15 protein-coding genes are annotated in these 15,705 nt (G+C 72.0%); 6 read left to right on the forward strand and 9 right to left on the reverse strand.

Annotation, left to right across the window (positions count from 1 at the left end; translation table 11 throughout):
- Window positions 1-25: 25 nt before the first annotated feature.
- From IEY91_RS09090 to IEY91_RS09110, 5 genes are all read right to left on the reverse strand, one after another.
- A complete protein-coding gene (locus IEY91_RS09090) occupies window positions 26-643 on the reverse strand; it encodes a trimeric intracellular cation channel family protein (RefSeq protein WP_164326683.1) in 618 nt (205 codons plus the stop codon).
- The gene (locus IEY91_RS09095) at window positions 643-942 is read right to left on the reverse strand and encodes a hypothetical protein (RefSeq protein ID WP_189173561.1); all 300 of its coding nucleotides are present in this window, start codon (window positions 940-942) and stop codon (window positions 643-645) included. Before IEY91_RS09095 ends, IEY91_RS09090 begins: the two co-directional genes overlap by 1 nt.
- 316 nt (window positions 943-1,258) lie before the next feature.
- Window positions 1,259-2,299 carry a beta-ketoacyl-[acyl-carrier-protein] synthase family protein gene (locus IEY91_RS09100; RefSeq protein WP_164326685.1) on the reverse strand — a complete coding sequence of 347 codons (1,041 nt, stop codon included), beginning with the start codon at window positions 2,297-2,299 and terminating at the stop codon, window positions 1,259-1,261.
- A 115-nt stretch (window positions 2,300-2,414) separates the two neighbouring features.
- Entirely contained in the window at window positions 2,415-3,236 is an 822-nt protein-coding gene (locus IEY91_RS09105; RefSeq protein ID WP_164326686.1) for an MmyB family transcriptional regulator, read from the reverse strand.
- A gap of 452 nt (window positions 3,237-3,688) precedes the next feature.
- Window positions 3,689-4,633 (reverse strand): Gfo/Idh/MocA family protein, encoded by a 945-nt coding sequence (locus IEY91_RS09110; protein WP_164326687.1) that lies wholly within the window; start codon window positions 4,631-4,633, stop codon window positions 3,689-3,691.
- 591 nt (window positions 4,634-5,224) lie between these two features.
- Between IEY91_RS09110 and IEY91_RS09115 the strand changes: the two genes are divergently transcribed.
- The gene (locus tag IEY91_RS09115) at window positions 5,225-5,821 is read left to right on the forward strand and encodes a TetR/AcrR family transcriptional regulator (RefSeq protein WP_189173562.1); all 597 of its coding nucleotides are present in this window, start codon (window positions 5,225-5,227) and stop codon (window positions 5,819-5,821) included.
- On the opposite strand, the gene IEY91_RS09120 is transcribed toward IEY91_RS09115, so the two are convergent.
- Window positions 5,769-6,791, reverse strand: a complete 1,023-nt coding sequence (locus IEY91_RS09120; protein WP_189173563.1) for a DMT family transporter — start codon at window positions 6,789-6,791, stop codon at window positions 5,769-5,771. The genes IEY91_RS09115 and IEY91_RS09120 overlap by 53 nt on opposite strands.
- Before the next feature lie 144 nt (window positions 6,792-6,935).
- Between IEY91_RS09120 and IEY91_RS09125 the strand changes: the two genes are divergently transcribed.
- Window positions 6,936-7,580 carry a TetR/AcrR family transcriptional regulator gene (locus tag IEY91_RS09125; RefSeq protein WP_229696815.1) on the forward strand — a complete coding sequence of 215 codons (645 nt, stop codon included), beginning with the start codon at window positions 6,936-6,938 and terminating at the stop codon, window positions 7,578-7,580.
- Window positions 7,581-7,927: 347 nt separating this feature from the next.
- The gene (asnB, locus tag IEY91_RS09130) at window positions 7,928-9,769 is read left to right on the forward strand and encodes an asparagine synthase (glutamine-hydrolyzing) (protein WP_189173564.1); all 1,842 of its coding nucleotides are present in this window, start codon (window positions 7,928-7,930) and stop codon (window positions 9,767-9,769) included.
- Between the two features lie 29 nt (window positions 9,770-9,798).
- Here asnB and IEY91_RS09135 read toward each other — a convergent pair whose 3' ends face one another.
- Complete coding sequence (locus IEY91_RS09135) at window positions 9,799-10,113, reverse strand: plasmid mobilization protein (protein WP_164326691.1); 315 nt, start codon at window positions 10,111-10,113, stop codon at window positions 9,799-9,801.
- A gap of 418 nt (window positions 10,114-10,531) precedes the next feature.
- Here IEY91_RS09135 and IEY91_RS09140 point away from each other — a divergent pair, with 418 nt between their 5' ends.
- From IEY91_RS09140 to IEY91_RS09150, 3 genes are all read left to right on the forward strand, one after another.
- On the forward strand, window positions 10,532-11,404 hold the full coding sequence (locus tag IEY91_RS09140) for an ABC transporter ATP-binding protein (protein WP_373287911.1): 873 nt from the start codon (window positions 10,532-10,534) through the stop codon (window positions 11,402-11,404).
- Between the two features lie 3 nt (window positions 11,405-11,407).
- Window positions 11,408-12,745 carry an ABC transporter permease gene (locus IEY91_RS09145; RefSeq protein ID WP_189173566.1) on the forward strand — a complete coding sequence of 446 codons (1,338 nt, stop codon included), beginning with the start codon at window positions 11,408-11,410 and terminating at the stop codon, window positions 12,743-12,745.
- A gap of 115 nt (window positions 12,746-12,860) precedes the next feature.
- The gene (locus tag IEY91_RS09150; RefSeq protein WP_164326693.1) at window positions 12,861-13,832 is read left to right on the forward strand and encodes a LysR family transcriptional regulator; all 972 of its coding nucleotides are present in this window, start codon (window positions 12,861-12,863) and stop codon (window positions 13,830-13,832) included.
- Between the two features lie 17 nt (window positions 13,833-13,849).
- On the opposite strand, the gene IEY91_RS09155 is transcribed toward IEY91_RS09150, so the two are convergent.
- Window positions 13,850-15,085 carry an RNA polymerase sigma factor gene (locus tag IEY91_RS09155; RefSeq protein ID WP_189173567.1) on the reverse strand — a complete coding sequence of 412 codons (1,236 nt, stop codon included), beginning with the start codon at window positions 15,083-15,085 and terminating at the stop codon, window positions 13,850-13,852.
- A gap of 35 nt (window positions 15,086-15,120) precedes the next feature.
- Entirely contained in the window at window positions 15,121-15,549 is a 429-nt protein-coding gene (locus IEY91_RS09160; RefSeq protein WP_164326695.1) for a YciI family protein, read from the reverse strand.
- Between the last annotated feature and the right edge of the window lie 156 nt (window positions 15,550-15,705).

A 15,705-nucleotide genomic window follows, 5' to 3' on the forward strand; every position in this document is an offset into this window, starting at 1 on the left:
GCGGTGTGCGGGTGGGGCAACGGAATTACCGCCTGTCCGCGGCTCGGGTGAGCGGCGGCAGGTGCAGGGACTTGGTGATCGCGGCGAGGCGCAGGGCGAGCACGAGCCCGGCGGACGTGACCGTGGTCGCGGTCGGGGACGCGCCCGCGTGGTGCAGGCCGAGGTAGCACAGGGCGCCCGCCAGGGCCGCGGTCGCGTACACCTCCTCGCGCAGCAGCAGCGGCGGGAACTGGCCGCACAGCACATCGCGCACGACCTCGCCGGTGACGCCCGTGAGCACGGCGAGGATGACGACGGCAAGCGGTGTCACCCGCGCGTCGATGGCGGCCTGCGCACCCATCACCGTCACCACGGACAGACCGACCGCGTCCACCACCATCAGCGACCGCTGCGGCAGTTCGCGGTGGCGCAGATACAACATCGTGCCCGCACCCGTGCAGGCGACGACGGTGAGCAGCACCCAGTCGTGCGTCCAGTACAGCGGGTGCCGGTCGAGAATCAGATCACGCAGCGTGCCGCCGGAGATGGACGCCACGAACGCGAGCACGAGTCCGCCGAACGGGTCCATCCGCGCGCGGTGCGCGGCGAGCACGCCACTGGCGGCGAAGGCGGCGATGCCGACGAGGTAGAGGGTGTGCAGCATCACAGGTCGGCGCCTCGTGAGTCCGCGCGCTGCGTGGCCGTGCCCTGTGAGACCGCGCCTCGCGAGTCCGTATTCCGCGAGCCCGGTCGCCGCAGCGCCACAAGAACCGCCGCGGACGCGGCGACGGCGATCGCCAGGGCGAGGGCGTCGAGGCGCGGGTCCGCGCCGCCGTACTGCGCCGAGGGACGGGACTGTCGATTCCGGGCAGGCGCGTTCGCGACGAGGACCGCCGTCAGCACGCACACTCCGGCGGCTCCTGCCGCCTTGAGCCACCACCTGGGATTTCGCGCCGAGAACATCCGCCCAGCTTGACCGCGGCGTGCTGGGGCGCGCCATCGGTCACGTGGTCGGTTTCGGGGTGGCCGAAAGGACGAGTCGCCATGCGTCGGCCACAGCTCGGCCACGCGAGTGATGCGGGCCGTCGGCACCAGGTCTCGCACAAGCGCACGCAAACACCCGGCAAAGGCCGACCTGGCGGGGCCGGCCGTGGGGGAAGGTACGAGGTGGGCCGTTGCGCCATCACGCGCCGACCGCCCTTGAGGCAGCACGACGAGCACGCGCGGGAGGTGGCGGGAGCGATCGGTTGCGGGCCGGCCGGGCGAGGTGGCGTCGGCGTCAGGCGTGCCAGCGGCAGCGCAGTGCCGCGGTCGTGAAGCCGGGCCCGAACGCGACGGTGTAGCCGCGTGCCCCGTCGGAGGGCGGTGCCGTGTGCGTGCGTTCCAGGACGCGGAGGACGCTGACGCCGCCCAGGTTTCCCTCGTTGGCGAGGGTGTCCGTGGAGTGCCGCGCGCCGTCCGCACCGAGGCCGAGGGCAGCCGCGGTGTCGGAGATGATGCGCGGGCTGCCCGGATGGATGACGGCGAACTCCGCGCTCTGCGGGCCGATCCACTCCAGGAGATGCGGCAGTACGTCGTCGGCCGCGGTCAGCGCCTTCCGGGTGGAGTCGAAGTGGAAGCCGTCCGCCGAGATCCGGCCGCGCTGGCGGTCGACGCTGCCCGGCAGGACGTACTCGTACGAATCCTCGATCACCAGGCCCGGGCCGAGGGGCTCGTCGGTGACGACGGCCGCGGCCGCGGAGTCGCCGAAGAGGGCCTTGTAGATCATCGCCTCTATGCCGGTGTCGTTGTGGTGGTAGACGGAGGAGATGACCTCCGCGGCCACCACCAGGACCTTGCTGCCCGGCCGCACCGCGATCAGGTCGGCGGCCCGGGTCAGGGCCTGTGTGCCGCCGGGGCAGGCCAGCGTGGTCAGTGCGATCCGGCGCACCGTGGGGCGCAGCCCGAGCTGTGCGATGAGGTGGATGTCCAGGTTCGGCACGGACCAGCCGGTGGTGTGCGTGGTGACGATGGCATCGATGTCCCCCGGGGCGAGGCCTGCGGAGCCGAGCGCCGCGGTGGCTGCTCGCTCCGCCATGACGAGGGCGTCGTCGAAGGCGGCGGTGGCTCGCTCGTGGACGCCCGCCGTGCCGGCCACGGTGGGGGAGTCCAGGGGGCGGGTGAAGAACCGCGTCTGGACGCCGCAGTTGCCGATGACACGCAAGAACGCGCCGAGCCGGGGGTGCTCGGCGTGGTGCTGCCGTATGTCGTCGGTGATCTCAACGGTCGTGACCTTGTGATCACCGACAACGGTGTGAGGTCTGAGGACAAATGCGGACACGAGATGGCTCCCACCGGCGCAGTCGTATGTGGAGGGCAGACATTAGGAAACGTACTGCACCTCGTCGAACGTGCGTCCAGTCGTGCCGGTTCCTGGTGCGGAATCCGCAGTGCCGTCACGTGGCCCGGAGCAGGGGCGCTCTCGCGTGCAGGCGCTCCCTTCCCGAGTGAAACACGAGGATCATCATCCGGGCGCCCGGAGCGGTCAAGGGCTGGGCCGCGCACATGATGACCCAGCCCTCGCCCTTCTCGGCGTGCAGCAGGGGCCGCTCATCGCCGTCGGGGTGGGGGTAGGGCTTGTCCGCGCCGTACAGCGGCGCGGCCACCGGGTCGGCCAGTACTTCCTTCTCTATCTGCCGCAGGGTCTCGTCCTGCGGGCGCGTGGCCAGTGCCGCGCGCAGCTGTGGCAGCAGCATGGGAGCCCAGGCCGTGCCCCAGTCGAGCAGGATCTCGCGGGCGGCGGGGTCGAGGACCATCCAGCGCATGATGTTGAGCGGGACCTCACGTCCGGGGAACACCTCGGCGCATGCCTCGTTGTACGTGAGCATGTCCCACGACGCGTCCGTGACGTACGCGATGTGGGAGATGCCGTTGACCGCCTCCCGCCAGATGCCGGGGACCTCCTTGCCCGAGGAGAGGTGGAGGGGGCCGGGAGGGTCCTGGAGCAGGGCGTACCTGCACAAGGAGGTCCATTCCTGCTCGTTCAGGCCGAACAGGCGGGCCACGTCGCGCAGGAGGGCGGTCGGGGGGTTCGGGTAGTTGCCGGACTCCAGGCGGTGGTAGGTGCCCAGGGTGCGGTGCAGGAGCTGGTCGACCTGGTGCTGGGAGAGGCCGGGGGCGCGGCGGCCCTGGCCCGTCGTGCGGACGAACCCGTGTGCCTCGGGGGCGATGAGGGCGCGTCGTTCGCGGAGCAGAGCGCGCAGCGCCGTCTTGTTCATGGTGGGTAATCCCTCTTCGTACACGCCGAGTTGAGCATCAGCAGTCTAAATATTCGCAACTTCTTTGGGAATAAACATTGCCTGAAGAAAACGATCAGCCGATGAGGCATCATGGAGTATGCGAGACCATCGACCTGCAGGTTTGATCGTCGATGGGCTCGTGGGCACAACTCAGGGGCGTCTTGTTCGAGCAGCGTGAAATTGGCTGAAATTCCTCGGCGTTGGACACCCCCTACGCCTACGGGGTCGCAGTCGGGCAGTGCGCGGGACCGGTTGTTCGTATTCCGATCCGTCTGGTCGGAAACTGAGCAGTGTGTACCTGCGCGGCAGTTGCTGTCCGGTTCGGTTCCTGGGTTCACTGGCTGCGGCCGGTGCCGTCACTCGCCATTACGTAGCGGCCACGGTACCGGCCGCCCGTGTTGTCACGGGCGGCGCGAGTGGCCTGGATTCGCTCAAGAGGCCCGAGTCGGCGACTGGGCCGGAAGTTCCGTTTCCTTCCGCGCGTTCACTTGGTCTTCCGCGTCGGCGAGGATCTCCGTCACCCGCAGCCCGAAACGCACGTCGCACGGATGCCGTTCTCCGCCACTCGCTGCGAGCGCCAGCGCGCCCACCGCTGACCGAAACGCATCGGTCGAGTCCCCCCACCCGCTCTCGCCCCAGCCCGGCGGCGACGCCGTCCCGCTCTCGCCGCGGAACTCAAGCGTCAGGCCCGAGGCCGCGTGCGGCGCCCGCAGCGTGAGCGTCGAGGTGCTCGACGCGCCGCCCGCGTGCCGCAGGATCAGATGCACCGTGTCGGCGGGTCCGGGCGCCGCCGTCACCGACGTGACCTCGCCGAGCACCGCCGTCAGCACGGCCAGCGCGTGCGGTCCGACGTCCCACAGCCCGCCCTTGTCCGCCCGCCACGGCGAGTCGAACGCGCCGGTGCCGTCCGCCGCGAAGAACGAGCTGTACCAGTCGGCGCGCGCCGTGAACCACGGCCCGTCCTGCGCCTGGCGTTCCAGCCACTGCGCCATCGGCGGCGCGAAGCGGAGCGTGAAGAACACCACGGAGGAGACGCCTGCCTGGTCCACGGCCGCGGCGAGGCGGCGCGCAGCCTCCGGCGACGTGGCCACCGGCTTGTCGAGCAGCAGATGGCAGCCGGCCGCCGCGGCCCGCTCGGCCAGCGGCGCCTGCACGTCCGGCGGCACCGCGAACGCGACCGCGTCGCTCACGGCGAACAACTCGTCGACGTCCTCGTACGCCGTCGTGGCGTACGACGACGCCAGCTCGGCCGCCGCTTTCGCGCGGCGCCCCCATATTCCGGCCAGCGTGGCATCGGGATGTGCGGCGAGTACCGGCGCGTGCGTCTGTGTCGCCCACGGCCCTGTTCCGATCAAACCCACTCGAAGTCTGCTCATGCGCGCAGTATGGCGGAGCTGACTGTGGCGGCAGTATGGCTCGGAGGGGCATGAGGCCGGGTCCGGTTGATGCGGGGGACTGGGGCCGGGCCGCTCGGTGGGAGTGGGTTGCCTCCGGATGTCCAAGGTCTGGACCTTTTCTCGCAACCGCTTTCCCTAAGCCCTTCTCCTCGGCTCTCTCCCTTGTGGCTTACTGCGTATGGGGAGAGGCTGGGTGTGCGACCCGGCGCACACTGTTCGTTTCGCGGTACGCCATTCGACACTCCGTCAACTCTCCTCCTGTGAATGGCAATTCATGGCCACAGCTTGGCGTGGGGTGAATTCGCATTCACTTGTGGCTGATAGCCGTCGTCCGGAAGGTCAGGTGCGACCTGTCCTGACTGTCCGGGAGTTTCCGACATTTGGCCTTCAGGTGGGTGCGCGGCTCTCGGGGTGTTCGCGGGGATCGGCGGCACCGACTCCACCGCGTTCGCGGCACCGTGATCCGCGTCTCTGTGTCCAGTCCGCCCGATTCGCGTTCCTGGCGGCGCCGCGCGCCATACGCTCGGACATGGCCGCCCAAGTGGGCCGCCACCGACGGAAAGTGACACCATGACCAGCTCCACCCCACAGCCGGCGGCGTGCGCGCCGGTTCCCGCGCGCCGCGACGCCGAGGCGACGAAGGCCGCGATCGTGCGTGCCGCCCGCCATCTGCTCGCGCGGCACGCGCACACCGACATCACGCTCAAGGCGGTGGCCGAACGCGCCGGTGTGAGCCCGCCGTTGGTCCTGAAGTACTTCGGCAGCAAGGATGCGCTGTTCGCCCAGGTCATGTCCTTCGAGGCGGATGCGGAGACCGTGCTCGACGCGCCCCTCGAAGACCTCGGCAGGCACATGGTCCAGCACCTGCTGACCAGCCAGGCCGAGCGCGGCGCCGACCCCATCCTGCGCATCGTGTACGCCCCGCTGCACCGCGAGCACGGATACGTCCTGCGCTCCAACTTCCGTACGCAGGTGGTGCGCAGGCTCGGCGAGCGCCTCTCCGGACCGGACGCGGGGCTGCGCGCCGAGCTGGCCGTCGGCATGCTGCTCGGCCTCGGTGTGATGTACGGCATCGCGCGTGGACCGCACCTGCGGGCGACGGCGATATCGGAGATCACCGACCGCTACGCACCTGCCCTGCAGGCCTGCCTGACACCGCCGGAGTGACCTTGGCCCCGGGATCAGCCCCGGGATCGCCCCCCGGATCAACCCCGGGATCAGCCTCGGGATGGACCCCCGGATCGGCTCCGGAATCGGCCCCGGCGTCCGCCCCCGCCCTGCCCCGGTGCACCACCACGACCGCCCCGAGCCCGATCGCGAGCCCGAGCACCGTCTGCGGCCCGAACGGCTCCCCGAACATCGCCGCGCCCCACAGCGCCGTCACCGGAGCCATCAGGAACATCAGCGTGTTGACGCGGGTGACACCGCCCCGGCGCAGGATCAGCCAGTAAAGCCCGTACCCGCCGAAGGTGGAGAGCACCACCAGCCAGCCGACGGCCGCCCAGAACGACGTCTCGGCGACGGGCGCCGCCGCGCCCAGAGCCAGCGCGAGCACGCTGAAGACGACCGCGCTGGTGACGCAGTGCACCGTCATCGCCGCCAACGGCGCGACGGGTGTGCGCGTGCGGCGGTCCAGGAACGTCGCCGCGACCAGCGACAGCATGCCGAGGAACGGCACGAGGTAGGCCCACCAGGGCGCGCCCGTGCCCGCCGCCGCGTCGCCCGCCGTGACGACGGCCACGCCGGTCAGGCCGAGCGCGAGCCCCACCCACTGGGTGCGGGACACGTACTGGCCGAGCAGCGGCCCCGCGAGCGCGCCCGCGACCAGCGGCTGGGTGCCGTCGATCAGCGCCGTCGTACCGCTGGAGACGCCGAGTTGGATCGCGTGGTACACGGTCAGGAGATAGCCGCTCTGCGACAGCGCGCCGACGACGGCCTGGCGCCCGAGGTCGCGGGCCGTGAGCCCGCGCCAGGAGGCCCGCCCGACGGTCGCGGCGAGCAGCACGAGGACGGCGGCGAGTGGCAGGAACCGCCACATCAGGACCGTCACCGCGTCCGCGCTGCCCGCGCCGAGCTTGGCGCCGATGAAGCCGGAGCTCCAGGTCAGCACGAATCCTATGGAGAGCAGGACGTTCACGACGCGCCTCCCGCGACCCGCTTCGAGGCGGACCAAAAGTAGACCGATCTGTTTACTCCTTGGGAGTGAGTATACAGATCGGTCTACTATGGGGATGGGCTCACCGCGGTGAGGTGGGCGCATCGGTGAGGGTGAGGTGGACGCATGAGTGAGGACGTGAAGCAGGCGCCGGACGCGTCGCGGGTGCCGGAGGCCGGGGGAGAGGGGCCGCGCCGCGTGCCCCTGACGCCCGGCGCGCGGCGCGTGCTCGAGGCGGCCGGGCGGCTGTTCTACGAGCGCGGCATCCACGCCGTCGGCGTCGACCTGATCGCGGCCGAGGCGGGCGTGACGAAGAAGACGCTGTACGACCGGTTCGGTTCCAAGGACCAGATCGTCGTCGAGTATCTGGCGGACCGCGACGAGCGCTGGCGGGCCTTCCTCGCGGCCCGCCTCGAGCGCGCCCGCGCGCCGAAGTCCCGGGTCCTCGCCGTCTTCGACGCCTCGCGCGACTGGGCGGAGCGGAGCCTGCCCCGGGGGTGCAGCATGATCAACGCGCACGCCGAGATCACCGACCCCGCGCACCCCGCGTACGCGGTGATCACCGGGCAGAAGGCGTGGATGCTCGCGCTCTTCACCGACCTGGCCCGCCCGCTCGCGCCGCGCCGCGCGAAGCAGCTCGGCAGGTCGCTGATGCTGTTGCACGAGGGCGGGCTTGTCGCGTACGGCATGGGGATCTTCCCCGACGCGATCGACCACGCACGGCAGGACGCCCAGGCCCTGCTCAAGTCCGCCGCGGGGCCGAGCGCCTGAAGCCCGGCTGCGCGCTGGCGCGCTGCCGACTGTCTGAAGCCCTGCCGCCGCGCCGCCGCACCCGCCTCCGCGTCGACGCCCCAGATTTGCACATGTGTTGAGCAAGTCTTTACTCGTGGCCGGAAGCTGACGTTCCGCACGGCTCCGCTCCGCATGTCCGGCGGGGTTCCGCCCGGTGGGCCGCCCTGACGTTCCCTTGACCCGCGCCCCGAGACGGCCGAAATCCCCAGGGTCGCGCGGATCCGGGGCGTTGCGCGCACATTGACCGCATGCGGTCCGAGGCGGAGCCTGGAGAGATAGCTGCCTATTACATCTAGTTCGGCAGTCGGACGGCAGGAGGAAACCTCATGTGTGGCATCACCGGCTGGGTCTCTTACGACCGGGACCTGCGGACGCACCCGCAGACCCTGGACGCGATGACGGAGACGATGTCGTGCCGCGGCCCGGACGACCGCGGCACCTGGGCGGAGGGCCCCGCGGCGCTCGGCCACCGGCGCCTGGCCATCATCGATCTGCCCGGCGGGCGCCAGCCCATGACCGCGACGACGCCCGAGGGCACCGTCGCCCTGGTGTACTCCGGCGAGACGTACAACTTCACCGAGCTGCGCGAGGAACTGGCCGGGCGCGGGCACGAGTTCACCACCGGCTCCGACACCGAGGTCGTGCTGCGCGGCTACCTGGAGTGGGGCGAGGGGGTCGCCGAGCGGCTCAACGGGATGTACGCGTTCGCCGTGTGGGACGGCCGCAGGCAGCGTCTTGTCATGGTGCGCGACCGCATGGGCATCAAGCCCTTCTACTTCCACCCGACGCCGGACGGCGTGCTGTTCGGGTCCGAGCCCAAGGCGATCCTCGCCAACACGCTGGCGCGCCCCCGGGTGGGCGTCGACGGGCTGCGCGAGGTCTTCGCCTTCGTGAAGACTCCGGGGGCCGCCGTGTGGGACGGCATGCGTGAGGTCGAGCCCGGCACCGTCGTCACCGTCGACCGCGACGGCCTGCGCAGCCGCACCTACTGGCGTCTTGAGACCCGCCCGCACCCGCACGACCGCGACGAGACCGTGGCCACCGTGCGCTCGCTGCTCGACGACATCGTGCGCCGCCAGCTCGTCGCCGACGTACCGCGTTGCGTGCTGCTCTCCGGCGGCCTCGACTCGTCCGCCCTCTCGGCCGTCGCCGCCGGTCAACTCGCCGGCGCGGGCGAGACGCTGCGCAGCTTCTCCGTCGACTTCGCGGGCCAGAGCGACCACTTCGTGGCCGACGAGATGCGCGGCACGCCGGACGCGCCGTACGCCCACGACGTGGCGCGGCTCGCGGGCACCGACCACCGCGACATCGTCCTGGACAGCCAGGCGCTCGCCGACCCCGAGGTGCGCGCGAAGATGCTCACCGCCCGCGACATGCCCGTCGGCTTCGGGGACATGGACGCCTCGCTCTACCTGCTCTTCCGGTCGATCCGCGAGCACTCCACGGTCGCGCTGTCCGGCGAGTCGGCGGACGAGGTGTTCGGTGGCTACCTCCAGTTCTTCGACGAGCAGGCCCGGCGGGGCGGCACCTTCCCCTGGCTGGTGCGGCACGCCGAGACCCTGGGGGACGACACGGGCGTGCTGCGCCGGGACGTGCTCGACGCCCTCGACCTGCCGACGTACATCGGGGACAGCTACGCCACGGCCGTCCGCGGCGTCGAACGCCTCGACGGGGAGAGCGACTTCGAGTACCGCATGCGCACCGTCAGCCATCTCTATCTGACCCGCTTCGTGCGGTCGCTGCTCGACCGCAAGGACCGCGCGAGCATGGCCGTGGGCCTGGAGGTGCGCGTGCCGTTCTGCGACCACCGTCTCGTGGGGTACGTCTACAACGCGCCCTGGGCGCTGAAGTCCTTCGACGGCCGGGAGAAGTCCCTGCTGCGGGAGGCCGCCGCGGACAGGCTGCCGCGCTCCGTGTACGACCGAGTGAAGAGCCCCTATCCGTCCACGCAGGACCCCAAGTACGCCTTCGCGCTCCAGGAGCACGCCAAGGATCTCCTCGCGGATCCGGGGCACCCGGTCTTCGGGCTCGTCGACCGCGAGGCCCTGCGCGGGCTCGCGCACCGCGACACCCCGCAGATCAGGCAGGCGTCGCGGCGCGGCCTGGAGCGGGCGCTCGATCTGGCCCTCTGGTTCGACCTGTACAAGCCGGAGGTGTCGCTGGGCTGAGGCGTGGGTGCCTGCGTGGCGGCGTCGGTTCAGGGGCCCGAGCAGTTGCGGACCGTCGGCTGCTGTTGCTGCGGGATCCGGGCGGGGTCCGTGGTCGTGAGGGTGTCGAGGAATCGCTGGAGCGCGGGCGCCTGGCGGGTGTCGGGGCCGCGGCGCACCGGCGGTACGACCACGGTGCGCCGGGCGCCGCCCGAGCCGCAGGCGTCGGGGTCCTGCCCGGCGTGGACGGCCGCCGCCCGGCGTATGAACTCCGCGACCGTGATGCCGAGGCGGTCGGCGTGCCGGGCCACGGCGGCGTACTCGTCGGGTGAGAACAAGACCTGCACAGGCTTGGCACCGTCCATGGACGCATGATGCCGCCCGGATCGGCCGCACGCGGCGCGGTTGGCATATTCGCCCTCGAAGGGGTGGCAGCGGCGCAAAGCGGTGGCGAACTGCGGGTGGACACCGCAGTGGTGGGTGGACACGGAAGAGCCCCGGCCGGACGGGGGAATCGCGGTCGGGGCTCTCACCTTGTTTAACGGTGAAATAGGGTCGCCCGTTCCCCGGCGCGGTTCCGGCTATGTGTGATCTGCGTTACATGAGAGGTTCGCCCCGGTCTCGATGGAGCCGGCGATGCCGATGACGGTGCCCGGTGTACTCAGCACCACCCCCGGCCCGGTGCGTACGCCCAATGTGCCCGTCCCCGCCCGTCCGTAGCGTCGGGAGTGAGGCGCTGAACGTGCCGGTGACAGGCAGGGTCCGCCTGCTGTGAAGGGATGGATGACCATGTTCCGTCGTACGGGCAAGGCCACGGCAGCGCGCGGTCCCGAGGCGTTGCGGCTGGTCAAGGTGAGCAAGGTGTACGGGTCCGGGGACAGCGCGGTGACCGCGCTCGACGGTGTGACCCTGAGCCTGCCCACCGGCAGTTTCACGGCCGTCATGGGGCCCTCCGGCTCCGGCAAGTCGACGCTGCTGCAGTGCGCGGCAGGCCTCGACACCCCCGACAGCGGCATCGTCGCCGTCGACGGCGAGCAGATGACGGGCGGTACGGAGGCGCAGCTCACCAAGTTCCGGCGGGAGCGCGTGGGGTTCGTCTTCCAGCAGTACAACCTGATGCCCACGCTCACCGTCGAGCAGAACACCACGCTCCCGCTGCGGCTCGCGGGCCGCCGCATCGACCGTGACCACGCCCGCGAGGTCCTCGGCCGGGTCGGCCTCGGCGACCGGCTCGGGCACCGCCCCGACGAACTCTCCGGAGGCCAGCGCCAGCGCGTCGCCATCGCGCGGGCCCTGGTCGCCGAGCCCGCCGTGGTCTTCGCCGACGAGCCGACCGGCGCGCTCGACACCCGCAGCGCGCGGGAGGTCCTCCGACTGCTCCGAGCCACCGTGCGCGAGCACGGCAGGACCGTCGTCATGGTGACGCACGACCCGGTCGCCGCCGCCTTCGCCGACTCCGTGCTGTTCCTCGCGGACGGCAGGATCGCGGGCCGGATGGAGCGGCCGACGGTGGACGCGGTCGCGGAGCGTCTGGCGCACCTGGGCGACGCGGTCGAGAGGCAGGACGCGGGCGGTGTGGGGGACGTGGGCGACGTACAGAACGCGGGTGGCGCGCGCGACTTCACGTACCGCCACGACATGCCGATGGGGGTGTGACCCATGTTCCTGCTCGCCCTGAGCTCCCTGCGGCAGCGTCCCGGACGCAGCCTCGCCACGCTCCTGTCCGCCTTCCTGGGCGCCGCCGTCATCATGACGTTCAACTCGATGCACGACACGGCCGGCGCGAGCGGCGTCGACAGCACCAGCGCCGAGTCGTTGACCACCGCCGCGAGCGTCGTCGGCGGCTACGGCACCCTCCTCGTGTTCTTCGCCGTCGCATCCACCCTCACCGTGAACGTCCGCCAGCGGTCCGAGGAGATCAACCTGCTGCGCTGCACCGGGGCGACGCCCGCGCAGATCAAGCGCATGGTCGTCGGTGAGGCCGCCGTGATCGCGCTCATCGGCGCCGTGCTCGCCATCGGGCCCGCGATGCTCGGCGGACGCCTGCTGCTCGGCCTGTTCCAGGACAGCGGGCAGGTCGCCGACTCCGTCGACTACTCCTTCGGGCCGGTCGCCCTGATGTCGGGCATCGACATCACCGTGCTCGCGGCCGTCGGTGCGGCGCTGCTCGCGGTGCGCCGGGCCGTGCGGGCCGCCGCGGGGGCGCGACCGGCGCGCGGCCGACTGCGTGATCTCGCCGCGTACGCCGCCCTCGTGGCCGGGGCCCTGAGCGTCGGCTCGACCTTCGCCTTCAAGGCCACGGACGCCGCGCTGATGGCGCCCGCCGCCTACGGCTCGATCCTCCTCGCGGTCGGCTTCGCGCTGCTCTCGCCGCGTCTGCTGCACGCGCTGCTCGGCCGCGTGGAGCGGCCGCTCACCGCGCTCGCCGGGGCCGGTGGCTATCTGACGGTGCACAATCTGCGCCGCCGCGCCGACCAACTGTCCGGCGTCCTCATGCCGTTGATCCTCTTCACCGGCATGGCCACCGCGACGCTCTACATGCAGGCCGTCGAGAACGACGCCATCGACGCCTCGGGCCTGACCAAGTCCGTCGACGACAAGAACCTCCAGACCCTCAACCTCGTGGTCGTCGGCATCATCGTCGTCTTCGCCTGCGTCATGCTGATCAACAGCCTGTACGCCGCCACGTCCTACCGCGCCCGTGAGTTCGGGCAGCAGCGCCTCGCGGGCGCGACGCCCCGCCAAGTGCTCGCCACGGTCGGTGTCGAGGGCCTCGTCCTGACCGTCACCGGCGTGTTCTTCGGCTCGCTCGCGGGACTCGCCGGAATCCTGCCGTTCACCGCGGTGCGCACCGACGGGCTCCTGCCGGACCGGGGACTCGGCATCTGGCTCACGATCGTGGCCGTCGCCACCGCGGCGACGCTGGTCACCAGCCTGGTGACGGCACGGCGCACGCTGCGGACCTCGGCCGTGGAGGCGGTGTCGCTGGCGGCGTGAGGAGGTGCCGTGCGGGTGGGCACCAGGGCGAGGAGCGGCCGCGCACAGGGGGGGCGGCCGCTCCTCGCCGTCGGCGCGGGGCCGCCCGGATCCTCTTAGCGATAGCTTGGAGCCCGTGACTCTCGACGACCTCCGCGTCTTCATCGCCGTCTGCCGCGCGGGCAGCCTCAGCGCGGTGGCGCGTGAACTCTCCTGTACGCAGTCGGCGGTGAGCCAGCACGTCAAGCGCCTGGAGCGGGAGCTCGGCGTCAGCCTCCTGGAGCGGCACGCACGAGGTGTCGTACCGACGTCGGCCGGACGCATCCTGCAAGCCGCCGCGAGCGACGGCATCGGCGGCATCGACGTCGCCCTGCGCCGCCTGCGCGACCTCGCGCGCGGAGAGAGCGGCGCGGTGCGCGTCACCACCGGCGCGACGACCGTACGGCACTTCATGGCCGCCACGGTCGTCGGCTTCCGGCAGCGCTTCCCGCAGGTCACGCTGGAGTTCCAGACGGCGAGTTCGAGCCGGGCCTGCTTCGACGCGCTGGCCGCCGAGGACCTGGACCTGGCGTGGGTCACCATCGGCAGGGCCGTGCGCGGCATCGAGCAGCGGCCCGTCGCCGAGCTGCCCTGGGTCCTCGCGGTACCGGCCGGCGACCCGCTCGCGGCCGCGCCGCACGCCGAACTCGCCGACCTGGCCGCCGCCCGGCTCATCCGCCCGCCGCAGGCCTCCACTTCGCGTGCCCAGCTCGACGCGGCCCTCGCCGACCTGGACGTCGGCCCCGCCGGACACACCAGCGTCGCCGACTGGGACACCGCGCTGCTGCTCACCGAACTCGGCGTCGGCCAGGCCGTCGTGCCCGCCCTGCCCGGCTGGCGCGCCCAGGGGCCGCCCGGCCTCCGGCTGATCCCGGTCCCCGACCTGCCCCCGCTCTCCGTCGGCTGGGCGGTGCGCCGCTGGGACGCGCTCAGCCCGCTGGCCCGCGCCTTCGCGGACATGGTGGCCGCCGACTGCGGGCAGGGCGTGGGTGGTTCGGTCCCGGCCCAGGGTGATGGGCGGTCCGGCGCCGAGGACGGTCGGGGCGCGGGGAGCGCGGCTCGCGCCTGACGCTCTTCACGGGCCTGTCACGAGGTGAGGCGTGCCGCCCGCATCTGGAGGTAGCGGGACTCCGTCCGGCTGAGGGTGCGCTGGGCCGCCAACCCGTAGGCGGTGCGCGCCCCTTCGAGGTCGCCCGCCCGCTCCAGGAGGTGACCGCGCACCGCCTCAAGGCGGTGGTGGCCCGCCAACCGGTCTTCCAGAGCGGCCAGTTCGTCGAGGCCGGCGCGCGGTCCGCGCACCATGGCGACCGCGACGGCACGCCCGAGCTCGGCCATGGGCTCCGGCGCGCGGCGCACCAGGATGTCGTACAGGGCGAGGATCTGCGGCCAGTCGGTGTCCTCGGCGCGCTCCGCCTCGTCGTGCAGCGCCGCGATCGCCGCCTGCAACTGGTAGACGCCCGCCGGGCCCTGGCCCAGTGCCTCCTCCACCAGGGCGGTGCCCTCGCGGATCGCCCCGGCGTCCCAGCGCGTACGGTCCTGCTCGTCCAGCGGGACCAGCTCGCCGTGCGGTCCCGTGCGGGCGGCGCTGCGCGCGTCGGTGAGCAGCATCAGCGCCAACAGGCCCGTCACCGCGCCTTCCTGGGGCAGCAGCCTGCGCACCGCGCGGGTCAGCCGGATCGCCTCGCGGGCGAGGTCGGCGCGGTGCAGCGCGGGGCCCGACGTCGCCGTGTAGCCCTCGTTGAAGATGAGGTAGAGGACCTGGAGGACCACCGCGAGGCGCCGGTCGCGGTCCGCGGGCCCCGGCTGCCGGAAGGGCGTGCCGCGTATCTTCTGCTTGGCGCGGCTGATGCGCTGGGCCATCGTCGCCTCCGGCACCAGGTGCGCGCGGGCGATCTCGGCCGTCGTGAGACCGCCGACGGCCCGTAGCGTCAGCGCGATCTGCGCGGCCGGGGTCAGCGAGGGCTCGCAGCACAGGAAGAGCAGCGTGAGGGTGTCGTCGTCGGACGGGGCGCGGCTCTCGCCGGGCGCGGGCGCGGTGAACGCGTCGCGCGGCGTCATCCGGGCGGCGTTCTCCTCGCGCCGCCGCCGGGCCTCGTCGCTGCGCAGCTGGTCCGTCAGGCGCCGCGACGCCACCCTGATCAGCCAGCCGCGCGGATTGTCCGGGGTGCCCCCGTCCGGCCACTCGCGGGCGGCGGCGAGCAGGGCCTCCTGCACGGCGTCCTCGGCCTCGTCGAAGTGGCCGTAGCGCCGCACCAGCGCGCCGAGGACCTGCGGCGCGTGCAGGCGCAGCAGGTCCTCGACGTCAGCGGTCGGTGGGGTCACCGGTCGCCCTCACCACCGTCCACGGGCGGCCGGGTTCATCCACAGTCCACGGAGCCTTCGCCGCCGCCCCCCTGGATGGGCCGGATCACCACCGGCGGGGTCGGGGCGCCCGCCGGGGCCGGGCATTCGTTGATGCGCTTGGCGATCTCCGTGACCCGCTCCAGGCTCTCGCACTCGAGGACCCAGTAGCCCGCGAGGACCTCCTTGGTCTCGCCGTAGGGCCCGTCGGTGATCACCGGCCGGCCGTTGTCGTCGAGGCCGACGAGGCGGGTCTGCGCCGGGTCGGTCAGGCCCTGGCCGTCGATCATCTCGCCGGACTCGGAGAGGTCGTTGTTCAGGTTGCCCATGAACGCGAACATCGCCTGCAGTTCCTTCTCGCTCCAGGCCGGGCTGTGCTCGGACGCCTTGCCGCTCATGGCGTCGTAGTCGGCCTGGGAACCCTGGACCATCACCAGATACTTCATGACCGCACTCCTTGGCTGCGTCGTCACCCCTCGTGGGCAACTCTCACAGGGGACGTCGGAGCGGGCGACTCGATCTCGACAAGTCCCGCGAAGTTTTTTTCGCCGGGGCGGGGATTTCCTCGTCGGCGCAGGTCCGGCCGCGACCGGGGTCGCTCG

The sequence above is a fragment of the Streptomyces lasiicapitis genome (genome assembly GCF_014646335.1).
In the GTDB taxonomy this organism is placed as follows: Bacteria; Actinomycetota; Actinomycetes; order Streptomycetales; family Streptomycetaceae; genus Streptomyces; species Streptomyces lasiicapitis.

Bases quoted from the DNA above. Each gene is read 5' to 3' on its own strand.
- IEY91_RS09090 (WP_164326683.1), bottom strand. From the start codon at position 643: ATGCTGCACACCCTCTACCTCGTCGGCATCGCCGCCTTCGCCGCCAGT.
- IEY91_RS09095 (WP_189173561.1), bottom strand. From the start codon at position 942: ATGTTCTCGGCGCGAAATCCCAGGTGGTGGCTCAAGGCGGCAGGAGCC.
- IEY91_RS09105 (WP_164326686.1), bottom strand. From the start codon at position 3,236: ATGAACAAGACGGCGCTGCGCGCTCTGCTCCGCGAACGACGCGCCCTC.
- IEY91_RS09110 (WP_164326687.1), bottom strand. From the start codon at position 4,633: ATGAGCAGACTTCGAGTGGGTTTGATCGGAACAGGGCCGTGGGCGACA.
- IEY91_RS09115 (WP_189173562.1), top strand. From the start codon at position 5,225: ATGACCAGCTCCACCCCACAGCCGGCGGCGTGCGCGCCGGTTCCCGCG.
- IEY91_RS09125 (WP_229696815.1), top strand. From the start codon at position 6,936: ATGAGTGAGGACGTGAAGCAGGCGCCGGACGCGTCGCGGGTGCCGGAG.
- asnB (WP_189173564.1), top strand. From the start codon at position 7,928: ATGTGTGGCATCACCGGCTGGGTCTCTTACGACCGGGACCTGCGGACG.
- IEY91_RS09135 (WP_164326691.1), bottom strand. From the start codon at position 10,113: ATGGACGGTGCCAAGCCTGTGCAGGTCTTGTTCTCACCCGACGAGTAC.
- IEY91_RS09140 (WP_373287911.1), top strand. From the start codon at position 10,532: ATGACCATGTTCCGTCGTACGGGCAAGGCCACGGCAGCGCGCGGTCCC.
- IEY91_RS09145 (WP_189173566.1), top strand. From the start codon at position 11,408: ATGTTCCTGCTCGCCCTGAGCTCCCTGCGGCAGCGTCCCGGACGCAGC.
- IEY91_RS09160 (WP_164326695.1), bottom strand. From the start codon at position 15,549: ATGAAGTATCTGGTGATGGTCCAGGGTTCCCAGGCCGACTACGACGCC.